Source organism: Sphingobacteriaceae bacterium (assembly GCA_002319075.1).
Lineage (GTDB): Bacteria > Bacteroidota > Bacteroidia > B-17B0 > Aurantibacillaceae > Aurantibacillus.
This window is the reverse complement of record NVQB01000001.1, coordinates 2592294-2616578: the sequence shown is the minus strand read 5'-3', so window position 1 is coordinate 2616578 and position 24285 is coordinate 2592294. Positions and strand designations below refer to the sequence as shown.

16 protein-coding genes are annotated in these 24285 nt (G+C 38.5%); 13 read left to right on the top strand and 3 right to left on the bottom strand.

The window, feature by feature from the left end:
• Positions 1–34 precede the first annotated feature (34 nt).
• Complete coding sequence (locus tag CNR22_11325; GenBank protein PBQ32336.1) at positions 35–1498, top strand: cytosol nonspecific dipeptidase; 1464 nt, start codon at positions 35–37, stop codon at positions 1496–1498.
• A gap of 125 nt (positions 1499–1623) precedes the next feature.
• On the opposite strand, the gene CNR22_11320 is transcribed toward CNR22_11325, so the two are convergent.
• Together CNR22_11320 and CNR22_11315 are read right to left on the bottom strand one after the other, a co-directional pair.
• Positions 1624–2967, bottom strand: coding sequence for an ATP-binding protein (locus CNR22_11320; GenBank protein PBQ32335.1), 1344 nt, complete (start codon positions 2965–2967; stop codon positions 1624–1626).
• Positions 2957–4309, bottom strand: coding sequence for a sigma-54-dependent Fis family transcriptional regulator (locus tag CNR22_11315; protein ID PBQ32334.1), 1353 nt, complete (start codon positions 4307–4309; stop codon positions 2957–2959). The genes CNR22_11320 and CNR22_11315 overlap by 11 nt, the downstream gene beginning before the upstream one ends.
• A 354-nt stretch (positions 4310–4663) precedes the next feature.
• On the opposite strand from CNR22_11315, the gene CNR22_11310 reads away from it, so the two are divergent.
• The 10 genes from CNR22_11310 (at position 4664) to CNR22_11265 (ending at position 20591) form a co-directional block, all read left to right on the top strand.
• Positions 4664–5923: an efflux transporter periplasmic adaptor subunit gene (locus CNR22_11310; GenBank protein ID PBQ32333.1), complete on the top strand. Its 1260-nt coding sequence runs from the start codon at positions 4664–4666 to the stop codon at positions 5921–5923.
• The gene (locus CNR22_11305) at positions 5924–6823 is read left to right on the top strand and encodes a CPBP family intramembrane metalloprotease domain-containing protein (GenBank protein ID PBQ32332.1); all 900 of its coding nucleotides are present in this window, start codon (positions 5924–5926) and stop codon (positions 6821–6823) included.
• Positions 6824–6856: 33 nt separating this feature from the next.
• Positions 6857–7534, top strand: coding sequence for a phosphonate ABC transporter ATP-binding protein (locus CNR22_11300; protein PBQ32331.1), 678 nt, complete (start codon positions 6857–6859; stop codon positions 7532–7534).
• Between the two features lie 63 nt (positions 7535–7597).
• Positions 7598–7837, top strand: a complete 240-nt coding sequence (locus CNR22_11295) for a hypothetical protein (protein ID PBQ32330.1) — start codon at positions 7598–7600, stop codon at positions 7835–7837.
• Positions 7838–7848: 11 nt separating this feature from the next.
• Complete coding sequence (locus tag CNR22_11290) at positions 7849–10242, top strand: cell division protein FtsX (protein ID PBQ32329.1); 2394 nt, start codon at positions 7849–7851, stop codon at positions 10240–10242.
• Positions 10243–12606, top strand: a complete 2364-nt coding sequence (locus tag CNR22_11285; GenBank protein PBQ32328.1) for an acetylornithine deacetylase — start codon at positions 10243–10245, stop codon at positions 12604–12606.
• A 19-nt stretch (positions 12607–12625) separates the two neighbouring features.
• The gene (locus CNR22_11280) at positions 12626–15031 is read left to right on the top strand and encodes an ABC transporter permease (GenBank protein ID PBQ32327.1); all 2406 of its coding nucleotides are present in this window, start codon (positions 12626–12628) and stop codon (positions 15029–15031) included.
• Between the two features lie 58 nt (positions 15032–15089).
• Entirely contained in the window at positions 15090–17477 is a 2388-nt protein-coding gene (locus CNR22_11275) for an antibiotic ABC transporter permease (protein PBQ32326.1), read from the top strand.
• An 11-nt stretch (positions 17478–17488) separates the two neighbouring features.
• Positions 17489–19888: an ABC transporter permease gene (locus CNR22_11270; protein PBQ32325.1), complete on the top strand. Its 2400-nt coding sequence runs from the start codon at positions 17489–17491 to the stop codon at positions 19886–19888.
• Positions 19889–19916: 28 nt separating this feature from the next.
• Positions 19917–20591: a phosphonate ABC transporter ATP-binding protein gene (locus tag CNR22_11265; GenBank protein ID PBQ32324.1), complete on the top strand. Its 675-nt coding sequence runs from the start codon at positions 19917–19919 to the stop codon at positions 20589–20591.
• On the opposite strand, the gene CNR22_11260 is transcribed toward CNR22_11265, so the two are convergent.
• Entirely contained in the window at positions 20592–21170 is a 579-nt protein-coding gene (locus CNR22_11260) for a hypothetical protein (protein PBQ32323.1), read from the bottom strand.
• Between the two features lie 96 nt (positions 21171–21266).
• Between CNR22_11260 and CNR22_11255 the strand changes: the two genes are divergently transcribed.
• A complete protein-coding gene (locus CNR22_11255) occupies positions 21267–22592 on the top strand; it encodes a cell division protein (protein PBQ32322.1) in 1326 nt (441 codons plus the stop codon).
• Between the two features lie 3 nt (positions 22593–22595).
• The gene (locus tag CNR22_11250; protein ID PBQ32321.1) at positions 22596–23852 is read left to right on the top strand and encodes a hypothetical protein; all 1257 of its coding nucleotides are present in this window, start codon (positions 22596–22598) and stop codon (positions 23850–23852) included.
• The last annotated feature ends 433 nt before the right edge of the window (positions 23853–24285 follow it).

Below are 24285 nucleotides of genomic sequence, written 5' to 3'. Positions count from 1 at the left end.
GCTTTGTATTTTTGGCGATCTAAATCTGAATCCTATGAGCAATTCCTTAAATACATTAGAACCAAAAGAACTCTGGAACAATTTCGCAGCTCTTAACGCTGTGCCGCGCCCATCCAAAAAAGAAGAACGTGTGATTGAATTTATCATGCAATTTGGAAAAGACCTGGGACTTGAAACTTCAAAAGATGAAGTAGGAAATGTGATCATTAAAAAACCTGCCACAAAAGGCATGGAAGGTAAGGCTACCGTGGCTTTGCAGAGTCACCTTGACATGGTGCATCAAAAAAACGGTGATACCGACTTTGACTTCGCAACACAAGGCATTGAAATGTTTGTAGATGGCGATTGGGTAAAAGCAAAAGGAACAACGCTTGGCGCAGATAACGGAATTGGCGTGGCTTCTATCATGACAATTCTTGCTTCTAAAGAAATTCAGCATCCTGCGATAGAAGCTCTATTTACCATTGATGAAGAAACCGGCATGACCGGAGCCCTTGGTTTAAAAGGAGGGTTGATGCATGCAAAATATATGCTGAACCTTGATACTGAAGATGATCACGAATTAACGATTGGCTGTGCAGGTGGCGTGGACGTTACAGCTACAGGAACTTATCAAACGGAAAATGTTGGTGGAACGGTAAAAGCATTTCGTATTTCGGTAAAGGGCTTAACAGGCGGGCATTCTGGTATGGACATCCATCTCGGTCGCGGTAACGCCAACAAATTAATGAACCGTATTTTGACGCGCGCTGCAGATCTTTTCAGTATTAGCATTCACCAGATTGATGGTGGAAGTTTGAGAAATGCGATCCCACGCGAATCGTTTTCAGATATTATTATTTCTGCTAAAAGTGATTATGATTTTATCGCCTTCATAAAGGAAATGGCTTCTGTTCTGAAACAAGAGCATGGAACCACAGATCCGAATTTGTCTGTAACAGCAACTGTTATCGATACACCTAAAACTATCTTTAATAAAGAATTTCAAAATAAATTATTGCGTTCTGTTTACGCGTGTCCCGTTGGCATTTACCGCATGAGTCCTGATATTGACCGTCTCGTACAAACTTCTAACAACCTTGCACGCGTTTTGGTAAAAGATGGAACGTATTCTATTCAATGCTTAACCCGTAGTTCGGTAGATTCAGAAAAAATGGATCTCGCCCAGGCTATTAAAAGCACCTTTGAATTGATGGGCGCGAGTGTAAATTTTGCAGGTGCTTATCCGGGATGGACACCAAACCCTTCTTCTTCTCTAGTGAAATTAATGAGTGAACTTTATAAAGAAATTTACAAAGAAGATGCTGCTGTTAATGCTTGTCACGCCGGTTTAGAGTGTGGTATTTTAGGGAAAAATTATCCCGAGATGGAAATGATCTCTTTTGGTCCGAACATTCGCGGGGCGCATTCACCTGACGAAAAAGTGCAGATCAGTTCAGTGCAAAAATATTGGGGTTATTTGTTGGAGACTTTAAAGAGGATACCAGAGACAAACTAGTTACAGATCTTTATTGAGTTATGAAAAAACGACCCGACGTTGATTGTAAACGCCTGGAAAATTTCGCCTATTACTACTGATTTAGATAAACTAACTTTGTGTTATCTGAGTAGTCTTCGGCATACTTAGAAGAGAAGACTCACTACCGTGCCCTCGCCTTCTTTCGATTGTATCTGGATATTTCCTTTGTGAAGGATCATGATTTGTTTACAAAGGCTTAAACCGATACCACTACCGGTTTTTTTAGTACTGAAGAATGGAATGAAAATTTTATCGAGGAGCTCTTGTTTTATTCCTGTGCCATTGTCGCCAACCTTAATCGTGACTTTTCCGTTTTGATTTGTTTCTGCCGTAAGCGTAACCCTGGGATTCGCCTGATCTTTCACGGCATCCATCGCATTCAGAATTAAATTGATCAGAACTTGTTCTATCAGATCTGCGTCCGCTTCGAAACTTAAAAATGGATCGCGCAAAATAACTTCAAGTTCAATGCTCTTTTTTTCAATAGTGGGCTGCATCAATTGCTGAACTTGTTCAAAAAGTTCTATCACCAAAAGCTTCCCCAGGTTTGCTTTTGTGATCTTACTCATGTTACGGTAAGTCTCGGTAAATTTTAAGAGGCCTTCGCTTCTTTTTTTTATGGTGCTGATTCCCGTTTCAATATCACTCAAAGTTTCTTTAGAATTTTCAGAAGACTTCATTGATTCCTGGATATTATTTTTTAAAGTTTCTGCGAGAGAAGAAATTGGCGCAACCGAATTCATGATCTCGTGAGTCATAACACTCAATAATTTTTGCCAGGCTTTAGATTCCGTTTCTTCTAATGCTTCGTTAATGTTTTGAAATGCAATTAATTTATATGTTTTATTTTCGTTTTGAAACATAGTTGCCGACAACAATACTTTATAAACACTGCTATCCCTAACTACAGAGGATATCACATGATTTCCCGCAGCTAATTCAGAAATTTGCTCATACAACTCTTTATTTCTTTTTTCTAAAGAATGAATAGTTTTTAAATAAGGGATTTGAAGCAAAGTTTTTAACGATTCATTCATCCATAAAATCTCACCTTGGCCCATTTCATAGGATAAAATTCCCGTGTCTACAATTTCCAAAATCGTTTTCAGATGCAGGTACTGAGTCTCTTTTTCCTTGCTCATGATCTTGAATGTAGAATTGATTTCGTTAAAACCACTACGGAAGGGTTGTAGTTCTGCAGGCGCACTTTTGATGTCGAAATAACGTGAAAAGTCGCGGTAATGAATGGCTTCGACAAATTGCTCCACTTCACTTTGTGCTTTACGGTGAAATTTATAATAATCTAAAAACTGGAAGAAGATAATAGGGACAATAATTATTTCTGCCAGATACCATTCTTTCAAGATACACAAGGATGCAAAGAACAATGTCACGAAAACAAACACTGCTCTTATAAATATGTTCCAACCGAAGCGCTTAAATTTCATATTTACTTAATCTGCGGTAAAGAGCTGTGCGTGTAATTCCTAGTTCTTTTGCGGCTTTGGTAATGTTGCCGTTATTTTTTTCTATCACGCGCAAAATGGTTTGTTTTTCTATCGCGCTTAATTTTGTCTCACTCTCTTCTTCTGATAAGATTTTTTGGCCCGACTCTATTGGCGAAAAAATAAGATCCCCTGGTTGAAGTGTTTCCGTATCTGCCATTATAACGGCGCGTTCTACAATGTATTGCAGCTCGCGAACGTTTCCCGGAAAATGATAAGCGCAAAGTTTATCCAGAGCTTTGGAACTGAATTCTGCCTCTGGTTTAAAATATTTATTACCGTAAAATTTCAGAAAATGCCTGGCCAGTAAAGCAATGTCGCCTTTGCGCGCGCGTAAAGGCGGTACCATGATCTCTACTGTATTTATCCTGTAAATTAAATCTTTTCTGAATTTTGTTTCATTGGCTAATTCATTCAACGGAATATTTGTAGCGCAAATTAATCGTAAATCAACAGGGATAGTTGTATTTGTTCCAAGTCTTGTAATGTGTCTGTTTTGCAAAACGGTTAAAAGTTTCGCTTGCTGATGCAGTGAAATATTTCCGATCTCATCCAAAAATAATGTACCGCCGTTGGCCGCTTCGAACCTACCCGCGCGGTCTTCCCGGGCATCAGTAAAAGCACCCTTTTTATGTCCGAACAACTCGCTTTCAAAAAGACTTTCAGTGAGTGAACCCACATCCACCTTTACATAGGTCTGTTTTGCCCTCAAAGAGCGCTGATGAATAGCTTGCGCGATTAAATCTTTTCCCGTTCCATTCTCACCTAAAATTAAAATGTTGGCGTCGGTTGGTGCAACTTTTTCGATCTTATTAAAAATATCCAGCATCACCTCGCTTTGACCCAGAAGACCTAAATCTCCGTAATTTTGCTGTTTAATATGATTTTTATCTGAATCTTTTTTCTTTAATATAACTTCAATGGCCTCTACTAACTTTTGATTGTTCCAGGGCTTCACAATAAAATCTGAAGCGCCTTCTTTTAAACAACGAATGGCCAGATCAATATCCGCATATGCCGTGATCATAATTACACACAAAGCCGGATACAATTCTTTTACACGCTTCAGCCAATAAATTCCTTCGTTCCCTGTATTAATAGACGCGTTAAAGTTCATGTCCAGCAAAATGAGATCGAAAGAATGCTTTTTGAGCAGGCCCAATAAATTCTCAGGATTTTTTTCGGTGATCACTTGCTGAACTTCTTTCTTCAAAAGCAAACTAATGGCGGTAAGCACATCCTTATCGTCATCGAGTACTAAAATTTTTGCCTGCTTTAAATTCATATGGGGTTTCTGTTATTTTTTTAATCGTGATACCCTGCCTGGCGCAGGACAAAAATATTGACGGCATAAATATACCTGAAAGCTCGGATTAACTGTGGAATTCCCGCTAAAAAATAAATCTTAAAAAAGTGTACCAAAAGCGGACAGTATCCGTTTCAGTAACGGACAGTTTTTCTTTTCTCAAAAACATAAGTGCTTCATTTTCAACAATTAATTATTGTGGCACGATTATGCTTATCTGTTGCTTGTTGTTTGTTCATTACGATAGTATGGTGGCTTTATTAGCTGCAAATTAATTGAGCCACCATACATTTTTATTTTATCTAAATTGGCTAACGAAACCGGAAAAAGAATATGGACAGGGTTATTGAAAAGAAGAAGTGGACTACAAAAAAACTAATGACAATTGCATTTGTAACAGCCATTGTGTTATTAATTTCAGGAAGTATTTATTTTACATCAGGAGGTTCAAAACTGAATGTGAATATGGAAAGGCTTACCATCAGTGAAGTAAAAAAAGGCCCGTTTAAAGAATTTATCCCGGTAAATGGGATCGTATTGCCGCTCACCACCATTTATTTAGATGCCCTTGAAGGCGGCCGTGTAGAGGAGAAATTTGCAGAAGACGGCGCAATGATGAAAAAGGGAGAAGCCATTCTGAAACTCTCTAACACCGATCTTGAATTAAGCCTGGCTAACCAGGAAACTTCTGTTTTTAATTTATTAACGCAGATGCGTATTTCAAGAAACGCGGCTCAACAAAATACCATTATGAAATTAAACCAGGGTACTGATGTGGAAAGTACCTTACGGGAAGCCGAACGTCTTTACACTCTGAATAAAAAACTCTACGAACAAAATGTGATTTCATTGCAGGAATACAAACAATCGGAAAACAATTACAATTACGCCGTAAAGAAAAAAATATTGACGGATAAGATTTTAAACCAGGATTCCCTTTCCACAAAAGATGAATACGAACAGGCACAGGAATCATATAAACGCACCCAACAGTCGTTAGCCATTATGCGTCAGAAAGTAGAAGATCTTATAGTACGTGCTCCTATTGACGGACAGCTTACCTCATTAGACGCTGAAATTGGCCAGAATAAAAATAAAGGCGAGCGTCTCGGACAAATAGATGTGCTAAGTGGTTTTAAAGTTCGCGTTGACATAGATGAACATTATATCTCAAGAATTTACACAGGATTGATTGGAGAATTTAGTTTCAATGGAAAAGATTACAAATTAAAAATTCATAAAGTTTATTCACAGGTAAAGAATGGAAAATTCCAGGTAGATATGAAATTTGAAGGGGAAGTTGCGAAGGAAATCCGTCGCGGGCAAACACTTCAGATTCGTCTCGCTTTAAGCGATGAAACACAGGCAGTGTTATTAGCAAAAGGTGGATTTTATCAGCAAACCGGGGGCAACTGGGTATTTAAAGTGAGTGATGATGGATCGAGAGCATACAGAATCGATATTCAGCTCGGAAGACAAAATCCGGAATATTATGAAGTTATGCAAGGCTTACAGCCCGGCGATAAAATAATTACTTCTGGTTATGATAATTACGAGAACACCCAGGAACTAATTTTATCAGATAAAAAATAAATCATGCAAAAAAACCTGGCCCAAAATATTTTACACTTCCCACTAACGAAAATTATCATCGGGATAGTGGCTGTAGTAGCTACCGTTGGCCTTGGGCAATACCTTGCGGGGCAATTACTGGATTATCTTGGAACAGAAAAACCGACAAAACATTTAATAGTTGGCTTGATCACGGCGGTTTTATCTTTTTTAAGTTATACTCTGCTTTTCAAAAATTATGAAAAACGAGACGTAACAGAATTCAACACAAAAAAAATTGGACAACACCTTCTTGTGGGAATTTTGTTAGGAGCTCTTTTGCAATCTCTTACTATTTCAGTGATTTACTTAAAAGGTGGATTCACAGTGCTCTCTGTAAACCCCCTTCTTTTTCTGATTCCTTCCTTAACCATGGCCTTTACTTCTGCTATTTTCGAAGAAGTTTTAGTGCGGGGAATAATCTTTCGGATTCTGGAAGAAAAATTAGGAAGTTATATTTCTTTGATCTTATCGGCTTTGATTTTTGGAGCCTTGCATCTTGGAAATCCTCACAGCACTATAGCCGCAGCAGTCGGTTTAGCCTTACAAGCCGGGCTATTCCTGGCTGCAGCATTTATGTTCTCAAGAAACTTATGGTTTCCTATTGCCATACACTTTGCCTGGAATTTTAGCCAGTCAGGTATTTTTGGAGCAACGGTTTCTGGCAACTCTACTACCAAATCTTTATTAACTACCACCATTAAAGGCGAAGACTGGTATACAGGTGGCGCCTTCGGGCCTGAAGGGTCGGTACAAGCAACGGTTTTTTGTTTACTGGCAACCTTTGTTTTATTGATGCTTTGTAACAAACAAAACAAAATTATAAAACCTTACTGGACGCGTAGCAAAGAACATTATAAAGTTCAGGAAAACGTCCTTTAAAAGATAAGCCATTAACAAACCAGTAATAGATATATGATAAAAGTAAAAGACCTCGAAAAAATTTATCGCACGGAAGAAGTTGAAACAGTTGCCTTAAATAAAATTTCATTTGAAATTAATACCGGCGAATTCGTTGCCATCATGGGTCCCTCAGGTTGCGGCAAATCAACGCTCTTAAACATCATTGGTCTTCTTGATGATTTAGATAGCGGCAGTTTTATTTTTAACGATACAGAAGTTGCAAAGTTCAACGAACGTAAACGCGCAGAAATGCGTAAACACAATATTGGATTTGTCTTTCAAAGTTTTAACCTCATTGACGAGCTTACCGTGTTTGAAAACGTAGAGCTTCCACTTATTTACACGGGTGTAGCAACTGCAGAAAGAAAACGCATTGTGGATCAAGTTCTTGATAAAATTCAGATCGCACACCGTCGCAACCATTATCCACAGCAACTTTCGGGTGGACAACAACAACGTGTGGCTGTTGCGCGTGCAGTAGTAAATAATCCGAAATTAATTTTAGCCGATGAGCCCACGGGGAATCTGGATTCAAGAAACGGTAATGATGTGATGCAACTACTAACTGATTTAAATGAGCAAGGAACTACAATTATTATGGTAACTCACTCCGAGCATGATTCGCGCTACACTCACCGCGTTATCAATATGCTCGATGGGCAGATAGTGACTCAAAATATTAAAATATAAAAAATGAAATCCCAACAGCTTTTATATATTCAAAAAATTATTTTACTATATGTTGCGGCATGCTTGATTTTTCTTACACTTTTCCTAAATAACCTGAACGCTAACGCATTTTTAAAAGCCCATTTAAGACGCGAAAGTAGCCCTGTAACGCCTGGTAAATTCATTCCTCACGAATTAAGTTACATTAAACCCTTCACAGCGCTGGTAAGATTTAACAGGAAACATAAAGAACCCGAAACAAAAAATTTAGAACAAAAAATAGCCTTTCCAAATTTTCCTTTGCTCCATCTTAAGCTTTTTTAAACCCCTGAAACATGCTAAAGAATTATATCAAAATAGCCTGGCGAAATATTATCCGGAACAAATTATTTTCTTCCATTAATATTATTGGACTTTCCATAAGCATTGCCTGCTGCTCTATCATATACTTATATGTGAGTTACGAATTAAGTTATGACGACTATAATGAAAAAGCAGATCGCCTCTTCAGATTAGTTACTAGCGTGAAAGAACCAAAAAAATTAGTGGAGTTTGCACGCACCTCTCCCCCTGTAGCTGATCGTGTTAAATATAACTTTCCGGAAGTAAGTGCATTTACGCGATTTAGCGAATCACAAAGACAGATCTCCTACAAAGGCAAAAAAATACCGGATACTAAAATTCTTTACGCGGATTCCTCTCTTTTCGAAATGTTTAGTCTGGGACTACTAGAAGGTGATGCGCATAGAGCGCTTGCTAACCCCTATAACATTGTCATTACGCAAAGCATGGCCAAGCGGTATTTTGGTGATGAACCAGCGTTTGGAAAAATGATTCAGCTAGCCGATACTGTTAATTTAATGGTAACCGGCATTATGAAAGACATTCCAAAAAACTCGCATTTTACTACCGACTGCTTTATCTCTTCGGTAACACGAAACGATCTTTTTAAAAATGATCCCAACTTTATGGAAGGTGAAAAAGCCTGGTTAAACTGCAATATATTTTCTTATATCTTAATTAAAGAGCATACAAATCCGCAAATTCTTGAAAAGAAAATAAACGCCATGCTTGAGAAAGAAATGGCAGATATCAATAAACAGGTGGGTCTTGTTATGCATATTAAAATGCAACCTGTGACTGATATCCACCTTAAATCGCATATGGATACGGAGTTTCCAGGGATAGTGAAAGGAGATATTACTTACGTTTATATTTTTAGCGGGGCTGCGCTATTAATTTTGCTGATAGCATGCTGCAATTTTATCAATCTTTCCACGGCACGCTCACTCAACCGTTCAAAAGAAATTGGTTTAAGAAAAGTGGTAGGTGCTGAAAGGTCGCAACTCATCTCCCAATTTCTCGGCGAATCTCTGGTCTTCACAAGCTTTGCAAGTCTTATTTCTTTTCTTATAGTTTTAATTTCCATTCCCTTTTATAACACGTTGCTCGGCATACCGCTCACTCTAAGCCTGGATCTGTTGTGGCTTAACCTTTCAATTATTTTAGGCGTGGGTATTTTAGCCGGCCTTTATCCAGCCCTTTTGATGTCTTCGTTCGCGCCTGTTCAATCTTTAAAAGGAAAGATCAGTCATGGATGGAGCGATATATTTTTGAGAAAGGGCCTCGTGGTTTTTCAATTTACAATCGCTATCATACTTATTATCGGAACGACCCTTATTCTTAACCAATTGGAATTTATTCAAAACCGAAACATTGGTATGAACAAAGACCAGATCTTAAACCTTAAACTAAAGCCGCAGGATGCAGACAAAGCAACGACCATATTAAATGAACTTAAAAAAAATTCAAAAGTTGTACAGGGTTCGGTGAATAATTTTTCTTTTAAAGGTATAGGCTATCAATTAATGACTCCAGAAGGCTTTAAAGACGGTGAAACAGCCTCTTCCTATGTAATCTTTGCTGACGAGAATTTCATTAAAACCTATCAGATGAATTTAGTTGCCGGAAGAAATTTTTCCCGGGATTTTGCATCAGATGCTGAGCAGGCTGTTATAGTCAATGAAGCTGCCGTAAAAGAATTCGGGTGGAAAAATCCAAAAGATGCCATTGGAAAAAAATTAGATTTAGGCGGTGAAAGAAAAGTTGTTGGGGTTCTAAAGAATTTCAATTTCGCTTCTCTTCACGATGAAATCAAACCTCTTGTAATGGGTTATACCACAGAGTGGGGTCAGACAATAAGCGTTCGTTTAAAAACCGAAAATTTGAATGCTACTTTAAAAGAGCTCGAAGCAACATGGAAAACTGTGGCCACACAAAGTCCATTTGATACTGGTTTTCTCGAAGAAGATTTTGATAGCTTATACCATACTGAAAAAAACATTCGCAATGTTTTAAGTGCCTTCACTTTCTTATCCGTATTAGTAGCATGTTTGGGGTTATTCGGGCTCGCATCCTTTACCATAAAACAACGCTTTAAAGAAATTGGTATTCGCAAAGTTTTAGGATCAAGTGTACAGGACATAGTAAAACTTATCTCCAAAGACTTTTTAAAGCTTGTGGTAATCTCTTTTGTTATTGCTTCACCAATTGCCTGGTATCTTATGAATAAATGGCTGCAGGATTATGCCTTTAGAATTGACATTGGCTTCTGGGTGTTTATCATCGCTGGACTTCTCGCCTTCGTTATAGCTTTAATGACTGTTGGACTGCAGGCGGCAAAAGCCGCACTTGTAAACCCCGTAAAAAGTTTAAGAACAGATTCATAAATGCTGAGAAATTATTTTATAGTAGCCTTTCGCCAGTTAAAGAAAAACAATGGTTTTTCACTGTTGAATATGTTCGGACTTGCGCTCGGCTTAAGCTGCGCGATACTGATTTTATTGTGGATACAGGATGAAGTAAGCTATGATCGTTTTCATACAAAATACGATCGCATTTCTGAAGTAATGGTAAACCAAACTTACGATGGCAAGACTTTTTCCACTGCTTCTACTCCAGGTCCATTGTCAGCCGCCTTAAAAGCAGAAATACCAGAAGTCTTAAATTCTGCACGCACAGGCTGGGGCGACAACTGGTCATTTAGCTATGGTGACAAAGAGTTTTACGAACGTGGCAATTATGTTGATCCTTCTTTCCTGGAATTATTTTCTTTTGAAATTCTTTATGGAAATTCCAGGACTATCTTCCCAAATACTAAATCAATCGTGATCACAGATCTGATGTCCACCAAATTTTTTGGTACAACTAACTCCGTGGGTAAATATCTAAAAGTAAACAACAAGGAAAACTATCTGATAAGCGCTGTCATAAAAAATCCACCTTTAAACAGTACCCTTCATTTTCAGTGGCTCGCACCCTTTAAACTGTTTGAAGAGGCCTGTCCATGGACCAGCAGTTGGACCGAGAACGGCCTGGTAACCTATGTTGAATTAAAATCAGAAAACGATATAGTTAGCGTTGATCGCAAAATAAATAATTTCATAGGTAATAAGGCAGAGGGTGCTCTTTCAAAACCCTTTTTAATGCCAATGAAAAACTGGCGGCTGAGAAGCAATTTTGCCAATGGAAAACCCGCAGAAGAAAAAAGCAGAATTCAATACGTGAAAATATTTGGTGTCATTTCCATTTTGCTCATCCTCATTGCTTGTATTAATTTTATGAATCTCTCAACGGCACGCGCCCAAAAAAGAGCAAAAGAAGTTGGTGTAAGAAAAGCAATTGGTGCACAACGCAGTTCCCTCGTGAAACAATTTTTAGCAGAATCGCTTGTCACTTCCATAGTGGCTATGGGAATTGCTTGTTTACTGGTAATAGCGGCACTACCAGCCTTTAATACGTTTGTAGATAAAAAATTATCCCTGGGTGCGAGCAATCCAATGCAATGGCTGATCTTTTTATCACTGGCACTTTTTTGCGGACTTATTTCCGGAAGTTATCCTGCCTTTTACCTTTCTTCCTTTAAACCAGTTGCTATTTTTAAAGGTGCGGATTATGACCGTTATGGCAGTGTTGCCTTTGTAAGAAAAGGGCTGGTAATGGCGCAGTTTATCACCTCCATTGTCTTAATTATTGGAACCATCATCATTTACCAGCAATTGCGTCACATTAAAAACCGCGACCTGGGTTACAATGCACAAAATGTTATCCGTATAGACATGAATACAGACATGCGTGATCATCTTAGTCTTGTAAAACAAGAATTATTAGCCTCCGGCGTTGTATCAAGCGTTGCTTCGGGAAACATGATCATCAATGTGGGCGCTAACACTGATGGCTTCGACTGGCCGGGAAAAGATCCTTCTAAAAATATTTTGATTTCTACTGACGCGATTACTTCTGGCTTTTTCGAAACGGCGGGAATTCAACTTTTCAAGGGCAGGGACTTTCATTCAGATTCTGAAAGCGATTCGAGCAGCGTTATCATCAATCAAAGTTTTGCAGATATTATAAATCCAGACAAAGAAGTATTGAATACCACATTGAAATTTTCGGGTTCAGAATATAAAATTGTTGGGATCATTAAAGATTACGTTTACAATGACCTCTATAAAAATGCTGAACCAATAGCAATGTTCTGCTCTCCACCGGAGACCAACACCTTGTTTATGCGCATTAAAGAAACTGCCGACATAGAGACGGCCTTAATCACCATTCAAACTTCTCTGAAAAAAAGTAACCCAGGTTATCCTTTCGATTACAAATTTATCAATGACGAATTGGATAAAAAACTAGCGAATGAAGCACTCATAAGTAAGCTCTCTTTTCTATTTGCTCTCTTAACAATTAGTATTTCCTGCATTGGTCTGTTTGGTTTAGCTGCATATACTGCCGAACGCCGTACTAAAGAAGTTGGGATAAGAAAAGTTTTAGGCGCTTCCGTTTCCAGTCTCATTTCCCTTTTGTCGAAAGACTTTTTAAAGCTTGTCGTCATCTCATTCATTATTGCTGCGCCTATAGCATTATATCTCATGAATAAATGGCTGTTAGATTACGCTTACAGAATTACTATTGGCGCTGGTGTTTTTGTGACAGCAGGATGCCTCGCATTGGTTATAGCATTAATGACAGTTGGTTTTCAAGCTATGAAAGCAGCAAGAGCAAATCCGGTTAAAAGTTTACGAACCGAGTGATTTTAAAAATAGAGAAATTATGTTTCAGAATTATATAAAGCTCGCCTTAAGAAATTTATGGAAGAGTAAATCTTTCTCAGCGATCAATATAGTTGGACTGTCATTAGGCATGGCGGTGTGTATAACCATTTTACTTTTTGTGCAGTATGAAAAGAATTTCGATGGCATGCATACTAAAAACATTTACAGACTCAATGAGTTGCAGAGTCCGGAAGGCATGGCTGCGCCTCAAAAAGTAGCCCTCTCCATGTGTCCCATGGGACCAGCATTAAAGGCAGATTTCCCTGAAGTAAAAAATTATGCCCGCCTCGTGTCTTTTGAAATGGCCGGACTTGCCAACAACGAAAAAAAAGTTTTTCTTGACAATGTATTCTGGACAGATGCTTCCTTTTTTGACTTATTCGATTTCAAATTACTAAAGGGTGATAGAAAATCAGCACTCGCAAATGAGAACAGTGTTGTATTAACGGAAGAAAGTGCAGAGAAATTATTCGGGAAAGAAGACCCTATAGGTAAATCCCTTTCAACCCACAATATGCGCGATACCATCCATTTTACTGTAACTGGCATCCTGCAGGATATTCCTGAAAATTCGCATTTACAATTTGATGGATTATATTCTCTTACAACAATTGTGAAGCCCGCTAGTGAAAGTGATAGCTGGGGAGGCAATTGGATGATCACCTATCTTGAACTTTCCGACAACGCAGATATCAAAAAGCTTGAATCCCGCTTCCCGGCATTTCTCACAAAATACATGAATAAAGAAATTACTAAAGAGCTTTCACTGTTTTTACAACCCGTTAAAAATCTCCACGCAACCTCTTCCGACATTACACACGATTATTTTAATTATCAAAAATTTGACCGAAGTTATACTAACCTCTTCAGTGTTATAGCTGTAATAGTCTTGTTAATTGCCTGTATTAATTTTATAAATCTTTCTACTGCTCGTTCAGCCAGCAGGGCGAAAGAAGTAGGGGTACGAAAATCCATAGGCGCACACCGCCAACAATTAGTTTTTCAGTTCCTGAGTGAGTCTATGCTATTAGCATTTACCTCCATGCTTTTAGCTACCATTCTTGTAACACTCTTCCTGCCGTATTTGAATTTATTAACTGAACACGATATGCAATTTTTACCATGGAAATCTCCCCTGATGTTTTTTGAATTACTCCTCGCAACAGTAATCGTAGGTATACTCGCCGGGCTTTATCCTGCTTTCTATCTCTCGTCCTTCAAACCTGTTTTTGTTTTAAAGGGTGTCTTTCAAAGCAAAAACAAAAGTTATATGAGAAACTCCCTTGTGATTGGTCAATTTGCCAGCGCCACATTCCTGATCATTGCAACAGTTTTTGTAATTCGCCAGTTAAATTTTATGCGTAGCAAAGAGCTTGGATTTAATAAAGATCAGGTTATAACTATTTCTGGAGCTTATGGCGGTTTTACACGATTAAAGGCTGCGCTAGAGGCGGGCCCATTGGTAAAAGGTGTTAGCGGATCATCTCAAAGTCTGGGAAATAATTTGCATCAAAGTAGTTTCAAATATAAAGGAGACGGTCCGGCACGCGATCTGTCTTCTTCGAGCATCATAGTAGACGAAGACTTTATCTCGCTGTATGAAATAAAAATGATTGCCGGGAAAAATTTCACAGAACATGGAAACGGCAAGGAATTCATTATTAATAAATCACTGGCAAAAGAACTATTAAAAGACAAGCCAAACTCATCTTACGAATCCTTAATCGGTGATACATTCATGGTAGATTTTCAGGATACCGGCAATGATTCGGTTAGCACCATAGTAGGTATAGTAGAAGACTTTAATTTTAACTCTTTGCATACCAAAGTTGAAACACTTGCTTTAGTTAACTACAGAACGCGGGGCTTCCACGACATTTCCGTAAAAATCGACGCTGCCAAAGTCAGAGAAGCTATTGCTTTTGTAGAATCTACGTACAAAAAGAATATAAGTTCCTATCCTTTTAGCTATATTTTTCTCGATGAACATTTTGCTACGCTTTATAAAAATGATATGAAGGTGAGCAGAGTAGTTGCAGGTCTGGGAATTCTCGCTGTCATAATTGCCTGCCTGGGCTTATTGGGTCTTGCCTTACATTCTGCTGAGACGCGTACTAAGGAAATTGGTGTGCGCAAAGTTCTTGGTGCCTCGGTAACAAATATTGTTCAGTTGCTTTCAAAAGATTTTGTAAAACTTGTTTTAATTGCTAATCTCATAGCCTGGCCGCTTGCCTGGTGGATTATGAGTCTTTGGTTACGCAACTATGCTTACCATATTAATCTCTCCTGGTGGGTATTCGTTCTGGCAGGAATTATTTCTTTAGCGATAGCCGTTTTATCAGTAAGCTCACAAACTTTTAGAGCGGCCAGCGCAAATCCAGCTAAAAGTTTACGAACCGAATAGTGAAGCATATGTAAAAACAGTGTTTGAACATTTACCTAAATGAAACCATACTACTAAAATGTTAAAGAACTATATCATAACGGCACTTCGCAATCTCTGGAGGAACAAATTTTTTTCCTTTATAAATATTTTTGGTCTTAGCCTTGGCATTGCCTGCTGCATGCTTATTTTTTTATACGCGAAAGACGAAACCAGCTTCGACAGATTTCATAAAAAGGGAGAACAGATTTATCATCTCACCCTGGATATGATCGACTCAAAAGGCGAAGTGAGCTATACTTCCAGCACAGGCATGATGCCGGGCCCCACTTTTAAAAAAAATATCCCTGAAATAGAAGATTTTGTGAGAATTCAATTTGCCTCCTGCGACATTCAGAAAAATAAAGATGTCCTCTGGCAAGACGCTTTATGGGTTGACGAAAATTTTCTTTCAGTTTTCACTTTCCCGGTTTTATTTGGCAATGCGATTAATCCCTTAAAGGATCTCCACTCTGTGGTTATCTCAGAAGATCTGGCAAAGAAATATTTCGGGAAATCAGATGTTGTCGGGAAAACCTTACATATGAATGCAGATACCGCCTTTTCAGATTTTACGGTAACTGCAGTTCTTAAAAATTCTCCCATAAACTCTTCCATAAAAGCGCAAATGCTTTTACCTATCAAGTTACACCAGCTTTACGAAAATGATACAGAATGGATGAATTCTTTTCTGAACACCTTTGTAGTTTTAAAACCAGGATCTGATTTAAAAATAGTAGCTGCAAAATGTAACAGCATTTATCAAAGCGAAGCTGCGATCCAGATAAAAGAAATGCGTGAAAAATACGAATTCGACGACAAATATGTTTATCATCTTCAAGCACTTAGTGATATGCATCTGGATACAAATTACGTTTCAGGCAATGGACTTTCTGATGGCAGCAACCCCGTTTATTCCTACATACTTGTTGGTATTGCCGCATTTATCCTGCTGATAGCCTGCATTAATTTTGTGAATCTCACAGTAGCGCGTTCTTTAAAAAGAGCAAAAGAAATTGGCATTCGTAAAGTTGTAGGAAGTCAGCGAAAACAGTTGATCCTTCAGTTTCTTGGTGAATCTTTCGTGATGAGCTTATTTTCTTTTGTCTTTGCCATTCTTTTGGTTGTTTTAGTACTTCCATTTTTTAATTCTGTTTCCGGCAAAGAACTTTCTTTCTCTTACCTCTTCGATATCGAACTCATTTTAGGGTATAGTCTTTTATTTTTACTTACTGGTTTTCTTGCCGGTTCCTATCCCGCACTGGTTCTCTCGGGCTTCAATCCTGTAGAAACGCTTTACGGAAAATTACGCTTTTCAGGTAAAAATTACCTGTCGAAAAGTTTAGTTGTTCTGCAATTTACTTTAGCAAGTTTTTTTATTATCGCAACACTTGCTATTTATTCTCAATTCAATTTTATGATTCACTACGATCTTGGATACGAAAAAGAAAATATCATCTCTGTACTAACGGGCAATATGACTGCTTTTAAATTACAAAGTGTAAAAAACGAACTACAAAAAGAACCCGCAATTCAAAGGGTTTCAGGTCGACAAGGTGGCGAGCGTTATACCTTGGCGCATGTTAATGGAACAGTTAACCTGGGATTCAAGATGGACAAAATTGATGAAGAGAGTTTTTCCCTGTTAAAGATACCGGTTGTTATGGGGCGAAACTTTTCTAAAGAATTTCCTTCCGACTCCATCGGTTCAGCAATGGTAAATGAAAAATTTGTAAAGGAAGCCGGATGGAAAAATCCAATAGGTGAAATTGTTGATTTTCATTACAGCAATAAAAAATATAGCGTGATAGGCGTTGTTAAAAACTTTCAAAATGGTCCGCTTTCACAGGAATTGAAATCACAATTCTTTACAATGGACCCGCAAATGCACTATAACTTGCTGTATGTAAAAATAAACCCAGCCGGCAGAACTGCAGCTTTGCGACATATTGAGAAGACAATTAAGACCATGTTTCCCGCCACTCCCTACCAGTATAGCTTTCTCGATGATACAATTTATAAACAGTATGAAAGCGAAGAAAAATGGAAAAAAATTGTAGCCTTTTCCGCATTGCTTACCATTTTCATTTCCTGTATCGGACTCTTTGGCATGGCTGCATTGTCTGCCGAGAGACGGGCGAAAGAAATGGGTATAAGAAAAGTTCTGGGAGCTTCGGCAAGATCAATAATACAAAATCTATCTTCAGACTTTTTAAAATTAATTTTTATTGCAGCCTGCATCTCTGTTCCTGCGGCCTGGTGGGCTATAAACAAATGGCTGGAACTCTATGCCTACCGTATGTCCTTAAAACCCGCACTGTTTGTTTTACCCATTTGCCTTATTGTATTGCTCGCTTTAATAACCGTTAGCTACCAGTCCATTCGTGCTGCCCTGTCAAATCCAGTTACTAGTTTAAGATCCGAATAAATTCATCTAATATGATTCTCAATTATTTTAAAACCGCTTACCGAAATCTAATCCGCCACAAAGGCTATGCAATTATTAATGTGGCCGGCCTCGCTATTGGCATCGCTGCCTGTCTCCTGTTATTTCTAGTGGTGCGTTATGAATTGAGCTACGATAAGTTCAGACCGAATTACGATAACATCTATCATATTTATACGCAGGACACTTATTCAGATGGCATTGATTATACTCCGGGAATTCCATTTCCTGCCCTTGAAGCATTGCGTGCAGATCTCCCGAATATTAAAATCGGCGCGTTTTGCAGTACTTTTGGAAACCAGATCACAATAGGACAAGGCTCGCAAAACAAAAAATTTGTAGAAGATCACGGCGTATACTTTGCTGATCCAGAGTATTTTGATATCCTCCAGGCGAAATGGTTAGTGGGAAATGCTACAGTACTGTCTCAGCCAAATGCAGTGGTACTAAGTAAAAGTACTGCATTGAAATATTATAACGACTGGAAAACAGTTGTAGGAAAAACTCTAAGACTTGATAATGCCATAGATTTTCGGATAGCCGGTATAATTGAAGATGCACCCTACAACTCAGATTTTCGCATGAATGTGATTGGCTCGTTTATCACGATAAAGAATGCCAAAATGTACAACTACCAGGATGATTGGGGTTCCACTACAAGCAACTTTCAGATCTACATGCTTTTCCCGGAAAATGTTACCGAAGACGCCATTGAAAAACAATTGGTCGGGCTTTCAAAAAAATACTATAAGAACGAAGGCAAAAATCTAAGGCTAAACTTACTTCGCCCCTTAAAAGAAATTCATTACGATACGAACATCGGCAATACTGGAACACACGTTATGGCGCGCAGCACTCTTACCACCTTATCTTTAATTGGCTTTCTGATCATCCTGATGGCTTGCATCAATTTTATAAATCTCTCAACGGCACAAGCAGTGGGAAGGTCTAAGGAGGTTGGCATCCGTAAAGTTCTTGGAAGTAACCGTCATCAATTGTTCTGGCAAATGATCGTAGAAACTAAATTTATTGTTCTTATTGCGGCTCTAATTTCTCTCGTCCTGGCATGGCTGGCACTTCCCTACATCAAGCACGTTGTTTCGATTGAAGAAGACTTAAGCCTGTTTAATTTACAAACCTTCCTCTTTTTTATCCTATCCATAATTTTAGTTACCCTGCTTGCGGGAATTTATCCTTCATTTATCCTATCAGGATTTACGCCTATCATCGCCCTTAGAAATAAAATTACCTCCGCAACAGTTGGTGGAATTTCTTTACGCAGAACATTAGTGGTAATTCAGTTCGCTATTTCACAGGTACTGATAATTGGTGTTATAGTAGCTATTTCCCAGATGAATTATGTGCGTAACGCTGATCTTGGTTTTAATAAAGATGCCCTTTTATTATTGGGGGGGAACACAGATAGTACAACACTAAAAAATCAGCCTGCATTTAAAGAAGCACTTGCAAAAATTCCAGGAGTAACAGAAATCTCCTTCGCCAGCGACATGCCTTCTTCGGATAGTAATCAGGGAACGAATTTTGCCGTAGATCATAAACCCGACGAAAATTTTACTTTGTATTTAAAATTTGGCGATGAAGATTATTTTAAAACTTTTGGCTTACAATTCCTCGCAGGGAAAGCCTACGCTAAGAGCGACACAATAAGTACCGTAGTTGTGAACGAAACCCTTCTTAGAAAATTAAACATCGCATCGCCCGAACAAGCCCTGGGAAAAGACCTAAGAATAGGCGGTGGAAAATGGAAATCGATTTGTGGCGTGGTTAAAGATTTTAAAACAAATTCTTTACGTGAAGAAGTAAAACCAATTATGATCTCTTCAAAAAGAAATCGTTACCAGCTTACCTGTATAAAACTGCAAACACAAAATATGTTGAAAACGCAAAGAGAAATTCAGGATACCTGGGATAAATTCTTTCCAGACTATGTGTACGACGGCTCCTTTATGGACGAAACCATTGAAAATTTTTACCAGCAGGAATCGCAAATGGCACTGCTCTATAAGATCTTCGCAGGCTTAGCGATTTTTATTTCCTGCCTGGGTTTGTATGGCTTGATTTCTTTTATGGTGGTTCAAAAAACAAAAGAAGTGGGAATAAGAAAAGTGCTGGGAGCAAGTATACCCAGTATTCTGATTCTTTTCTCTAAAGAATTTGCCGTTTTAATTGGTGTAGCATTTGTAATAGCAGCCCCACTGGCCTGGTTAGTAATGAGTAAATGGCTCAATAATTTTGTTTACCACATTCAAATGAACGCCGGCATATATGTGGTTGCCATGCTAACTTCCTTGTGCGTTGCCTTCTTAGCCGTGAGTTATAAGGCTATTAAAGCTGCGATTGTAAATCCGGTGAAGAGTTTAAGATCTGAATAACATTACTTAATAATTAGCTAAACTTCTTATGATAGAATTAAAAAACATCTACAAGTATGTAAACAGCGGTGGAAATAAAACATTTTTATTGCGAGACATTAATTTAACTATAAACGAAGGAGAGTTTGTTTCCATCATGGGCCCATCGGGTTCTGGAAAATCAACTTTGTTAAACGTCATTGGCATGTTGGATACTTTTGACGAAGGGGAATACAAATTCCTGGATAAAAGTGTGAAGGAATTGAAAGAAAAATACCGTTCACAACTCTATAAAGATCACATTGGATTTGTCTTCCAGGCTTACCACTTAATTGATGAACTAACAGTTGCCGAAAATATTGAAACCCCTTTGTTGTATCGCGACATGAAGTCTTCTGAACGCAAAGCCGCCGTATCTGACATGCTCGACCGTTTTAATATTGTCGGAAAAAAAGATCTGTTTCCCACGCAATTATCCGGCGGACAACAACAGATAGTTGGTATTGCCAGAGCCTTGATTGACAATCCTAAATTATTATTGGCCGACGAACCAACAGGAAATCTGAATTCTAAACAGGGCGAAGAAATAATGGAACTCTTCAGCAAACTTAATAAAGAAAGTAATGTGACTATTATCCAGGTAACACACTCCGAAAAAAATGCGGCTTACGGTTCGCGTATTATTAATTTGTTAGACGGAAGGATAGAGAAAGAAACAGACTAATTATTTCTTCAGCACATTTACTTCAAGAGTTACAGTGACATTATCTGAAAGAATAATGCTGGACTCGCCTACCCCAAAGTCCAATCGGTTTAATGTAAAGCTTCCCTTAAAAACCCCTTTGCCATTTTTCTCACTGAAAGTAAATGGTACCGTTACAGCTTTTGTTTTGTCTTTGATGGTAATATTAAAATAGCCTCTGAAAGCCTCCTTATCTTTTCCGAAAAAAGTGGAAACCAACGAAATTTTCGGATACTTCTCTACATCAAAATATTCCGCTTTTTTTAAATGCGCGTTGCGCGTATTATTATCTGTATCAATAGTCTTTGCTTCTACAGTGGCTTGTATAGAATTACCGGCACTTTTTGATGCGTCAAAGTTAATTTTTGCATTTAAACCCAGAAACGAACCATTCACCGTTAGGCCCGCATTCTTTATTTTAAAAGTAACCGACGATGAACTAACCAACCATTCTGTATTTTTAGTTTGGCCAATTATGGCATAAAAAGGCAACAAACCCAGAAATAAAAAGAGCTTGCTGAGCAAGGATGTGTTTAAACTTATTTTCAAGTTGTTTGTCAAAGTCTAAAGATAAGCAAATAGTGCTTTTGTATTTGCAGGTCACTGGAATCTGCCGCTAAAATAGCATCCTCAAATAATAATTGATAATTTTACAACATGAGTTCTGAAGCCATCAAAAACCTGAAAGAAGCCCTCTCGGTTTCACCCGATAACGTTCCCCTGCGTTTATACCTCGCACAAATATTAATGAGTAGCGCTAATTTTGCTGACGCAGAAAAAGAATACAAATTGGTACTCGACTATTCTAAAGGAAACTTAGAAGCAAAATGCGGGCTCTGCAAGGCTTGTTACAACCAGGGAAATTACGCGGTTGCAGAAGTGCTTCTTGAAGAACTATGCGCTATGCCATCTATTGCTGCCGAATACCATCTTTTGTTTGCGAAAGTACTTTTAAAAGACGGTCAACATTCGCAAGCGCAGGAGCAATACCAGCAAGCCCTTGCAAAAGATAATACACTTTCTGATAAGGAATTAGATGCCGTTTTTCGCAGTCCCGCTGCGCAAATGCAAAGCTCCGAAGAAAACGAAGAACAAGAACAATTCAGTGATAAGCTAACTATAGAACGACCTTCTACAAAATTTGAAGACATTGGCGGCATGAATAAGGTGAAGGAAGAGATCCGCTTAAAAATCATTCACCCCATTACACATTCTGAACTTTATAAAGCCTACGGTAAAAAAACCGGTGGAGGCATTTTATTGTACGGACCGCCGGGTTGCGGAAAGACACACATAGCAAGGGCTACAGCGGGAGAAGTGAACGCCAAATTTATCAGTGTTGGCATTAACGACATTCTTGATATGTGGATGGGTAACAGTGAAAAAAACCTTCACAAACTATTTGAGCTGGCAAGAAAAAATACCCCCTGCGTTTTATTTTTTGATGAAGTAGATGCCTTAGGCGCGAATCGTTCTGACATGAAAAATTCTACTGGCAGACATTTAATTAATCAATTTTTAAGCGAGATGGACGGACTCGACGCATCCAACGAAGGGGTTCTCATTCTCGCTGCTACCAATGCTCCCTGGCATTTAGATCCGGCATTCAGAAGACCGGGCCGCTTTGACCGCATTATTTTTGTGCAACCACCCGATGAAGATGCACGCAAACAAATTTTAGATATTCATTTAAAAGGCAAACCCTTAAAAGACCTTGATACAACAGATGTGGTTTCGAAAACCAAAGAATTTTCGGGCGCAGATCTTAAATCACTGGTTGATGTGGTAATTGAAGATAAGCTCACAGAAGCCATGAAAACCGGCATTCCCGCTCCTATTGTGACCAAAGATTTTTCTTCCGCTGTAAAACGTGTTGTTCCCTCTACCAAAGAATGGTTTACTGTAGCGCGCAATTATGCCTTGTATGCCAATGAGTCGGGGCTCTACGACGAAATTTTAGACTATCTGAAAATAAAAAAATAGTCTATGTTCGAAGAAAAACAACTACAGAAAGCTGCGCTCCTTTTTGAACACAGGCGTTACGCAGAAGCTGAAAAGGAATACGGAGCACTTGTTACCAGCGATCCCACTAATGGCTATTTCCATTCTATGCTGGCACTTTGCGCTCTGCATCTTGATAAAAAGAAGGATGCCGAACGTCATGCTAAACAAGGCATCTTTTCAAGTCCATCTGATGATTTTAGTTTTTATGTGGCGGCCATTGTTGCTTTGGGAACAGACTCAAAAGAAGCTGAAAGTTTTTGTTATTCGGCCATTACGCTCAATCCTTATAAAGCAGAATACTATGAATTAAAATCTATTCTCCTGCTAAATAAAAAAGAGTGGCAAAAAGCTCTGGATGCTGCGAATGAAGGGCTGGCCATTGAAGCCGAAAACATTGGTTGCCTCAATGCCAGAGCCAAAGCTTTAATTAAACTCGACAATAAACAGCAAGCTTACGATACCATTAACGAGGCTCTCTATTTCGATCCTGATAACGCAGCAACTCACGCTAATCTTGGTTGGGGACTTTTAGAAAAAAGCGAGCATAAAAAAGCACTCGAACACTTTAAACAATCACTTTCCATCGATCCAGGCAACAGTCATGCCCGCGCGGGCATGGTAGAAGCTTTAAAAGCGCGTTATTTGTTTTACAGGCTGTTTTTACGTTACGCTTTCTGGATAGGAAATTTAAAAGGTAAGGCGCAATGGTTTGTTATTATTGGTTTTTACATTGGTTCTAATGTTATTCGTACCCTGGGAGATCACTATCCAGGTATACAGGTTATAACGGTTCCCATAGTGGTGCTTTACACAATTTTTGCTTTAACTACCTGGATCATTACTCCGCTCTCTAATCTTTTTTTACGTCTTAATGTATACGGACGTTATGCTTTAGACGATAATGAAACCAGGTCGTCCAACTTCACCGGCATTAGTCTTTTAGTGTCGGTACTTTCAGGAATTGCTTTTTTACTTTTCCGGAATTATGAATTTCTCCTGTTATGCATTTTGATGTTTAGCATGGCCATACCTATTGCCGGCACATTTGCCGCTGCTGCTAAAAGCAAAGGCAGAACGGCCCTGGCTATTTATTCTATCGCCATGCTTTTAACCGGGGTATTAGGAATCGTGAATTTTAACGAATCCGGAGACTTTTTTAATATTTTCGTGACCATCTACCTCATTGCTTTTATTCTCTATCAATGGGTTGCCAATGCAATTATCATTCGCTCTAACTAAATTTCTTTGCTGTATTCTGCATTTTTGAGCGGATAGATTTGCGATAAATGCAAATTTGCAGCCTTTCCTAATTGTCTCCTGAAAAAAAACACCTTTTGAGCGGTGTTTAAGCCATGCTTTTCTACTTCTCCTTAAAAACTTGTTTTTGCAGGCGATTTGTCGTTTTCACCAGGCCTTAGCGGGATGTAATTTTGACCTCACAAACAAAAACAAACGCAAATGAAATCTTTAACTTTTAAATCATTGGTACACACCTTTATTTTAGCTGCTATTCTTTTTACAACAGCTATAGTCGTAAGCAACATTTTTAAAAATGTAAAACACATGTATAGCATGCAACCTGCGGGTGCCGGCATTTCGTGTTTTTTTGATATGATTGATTAAGGTGCTGGCCTTAACATCGGCGCGATGCTATTTTTTTCTGCCAGGTTAA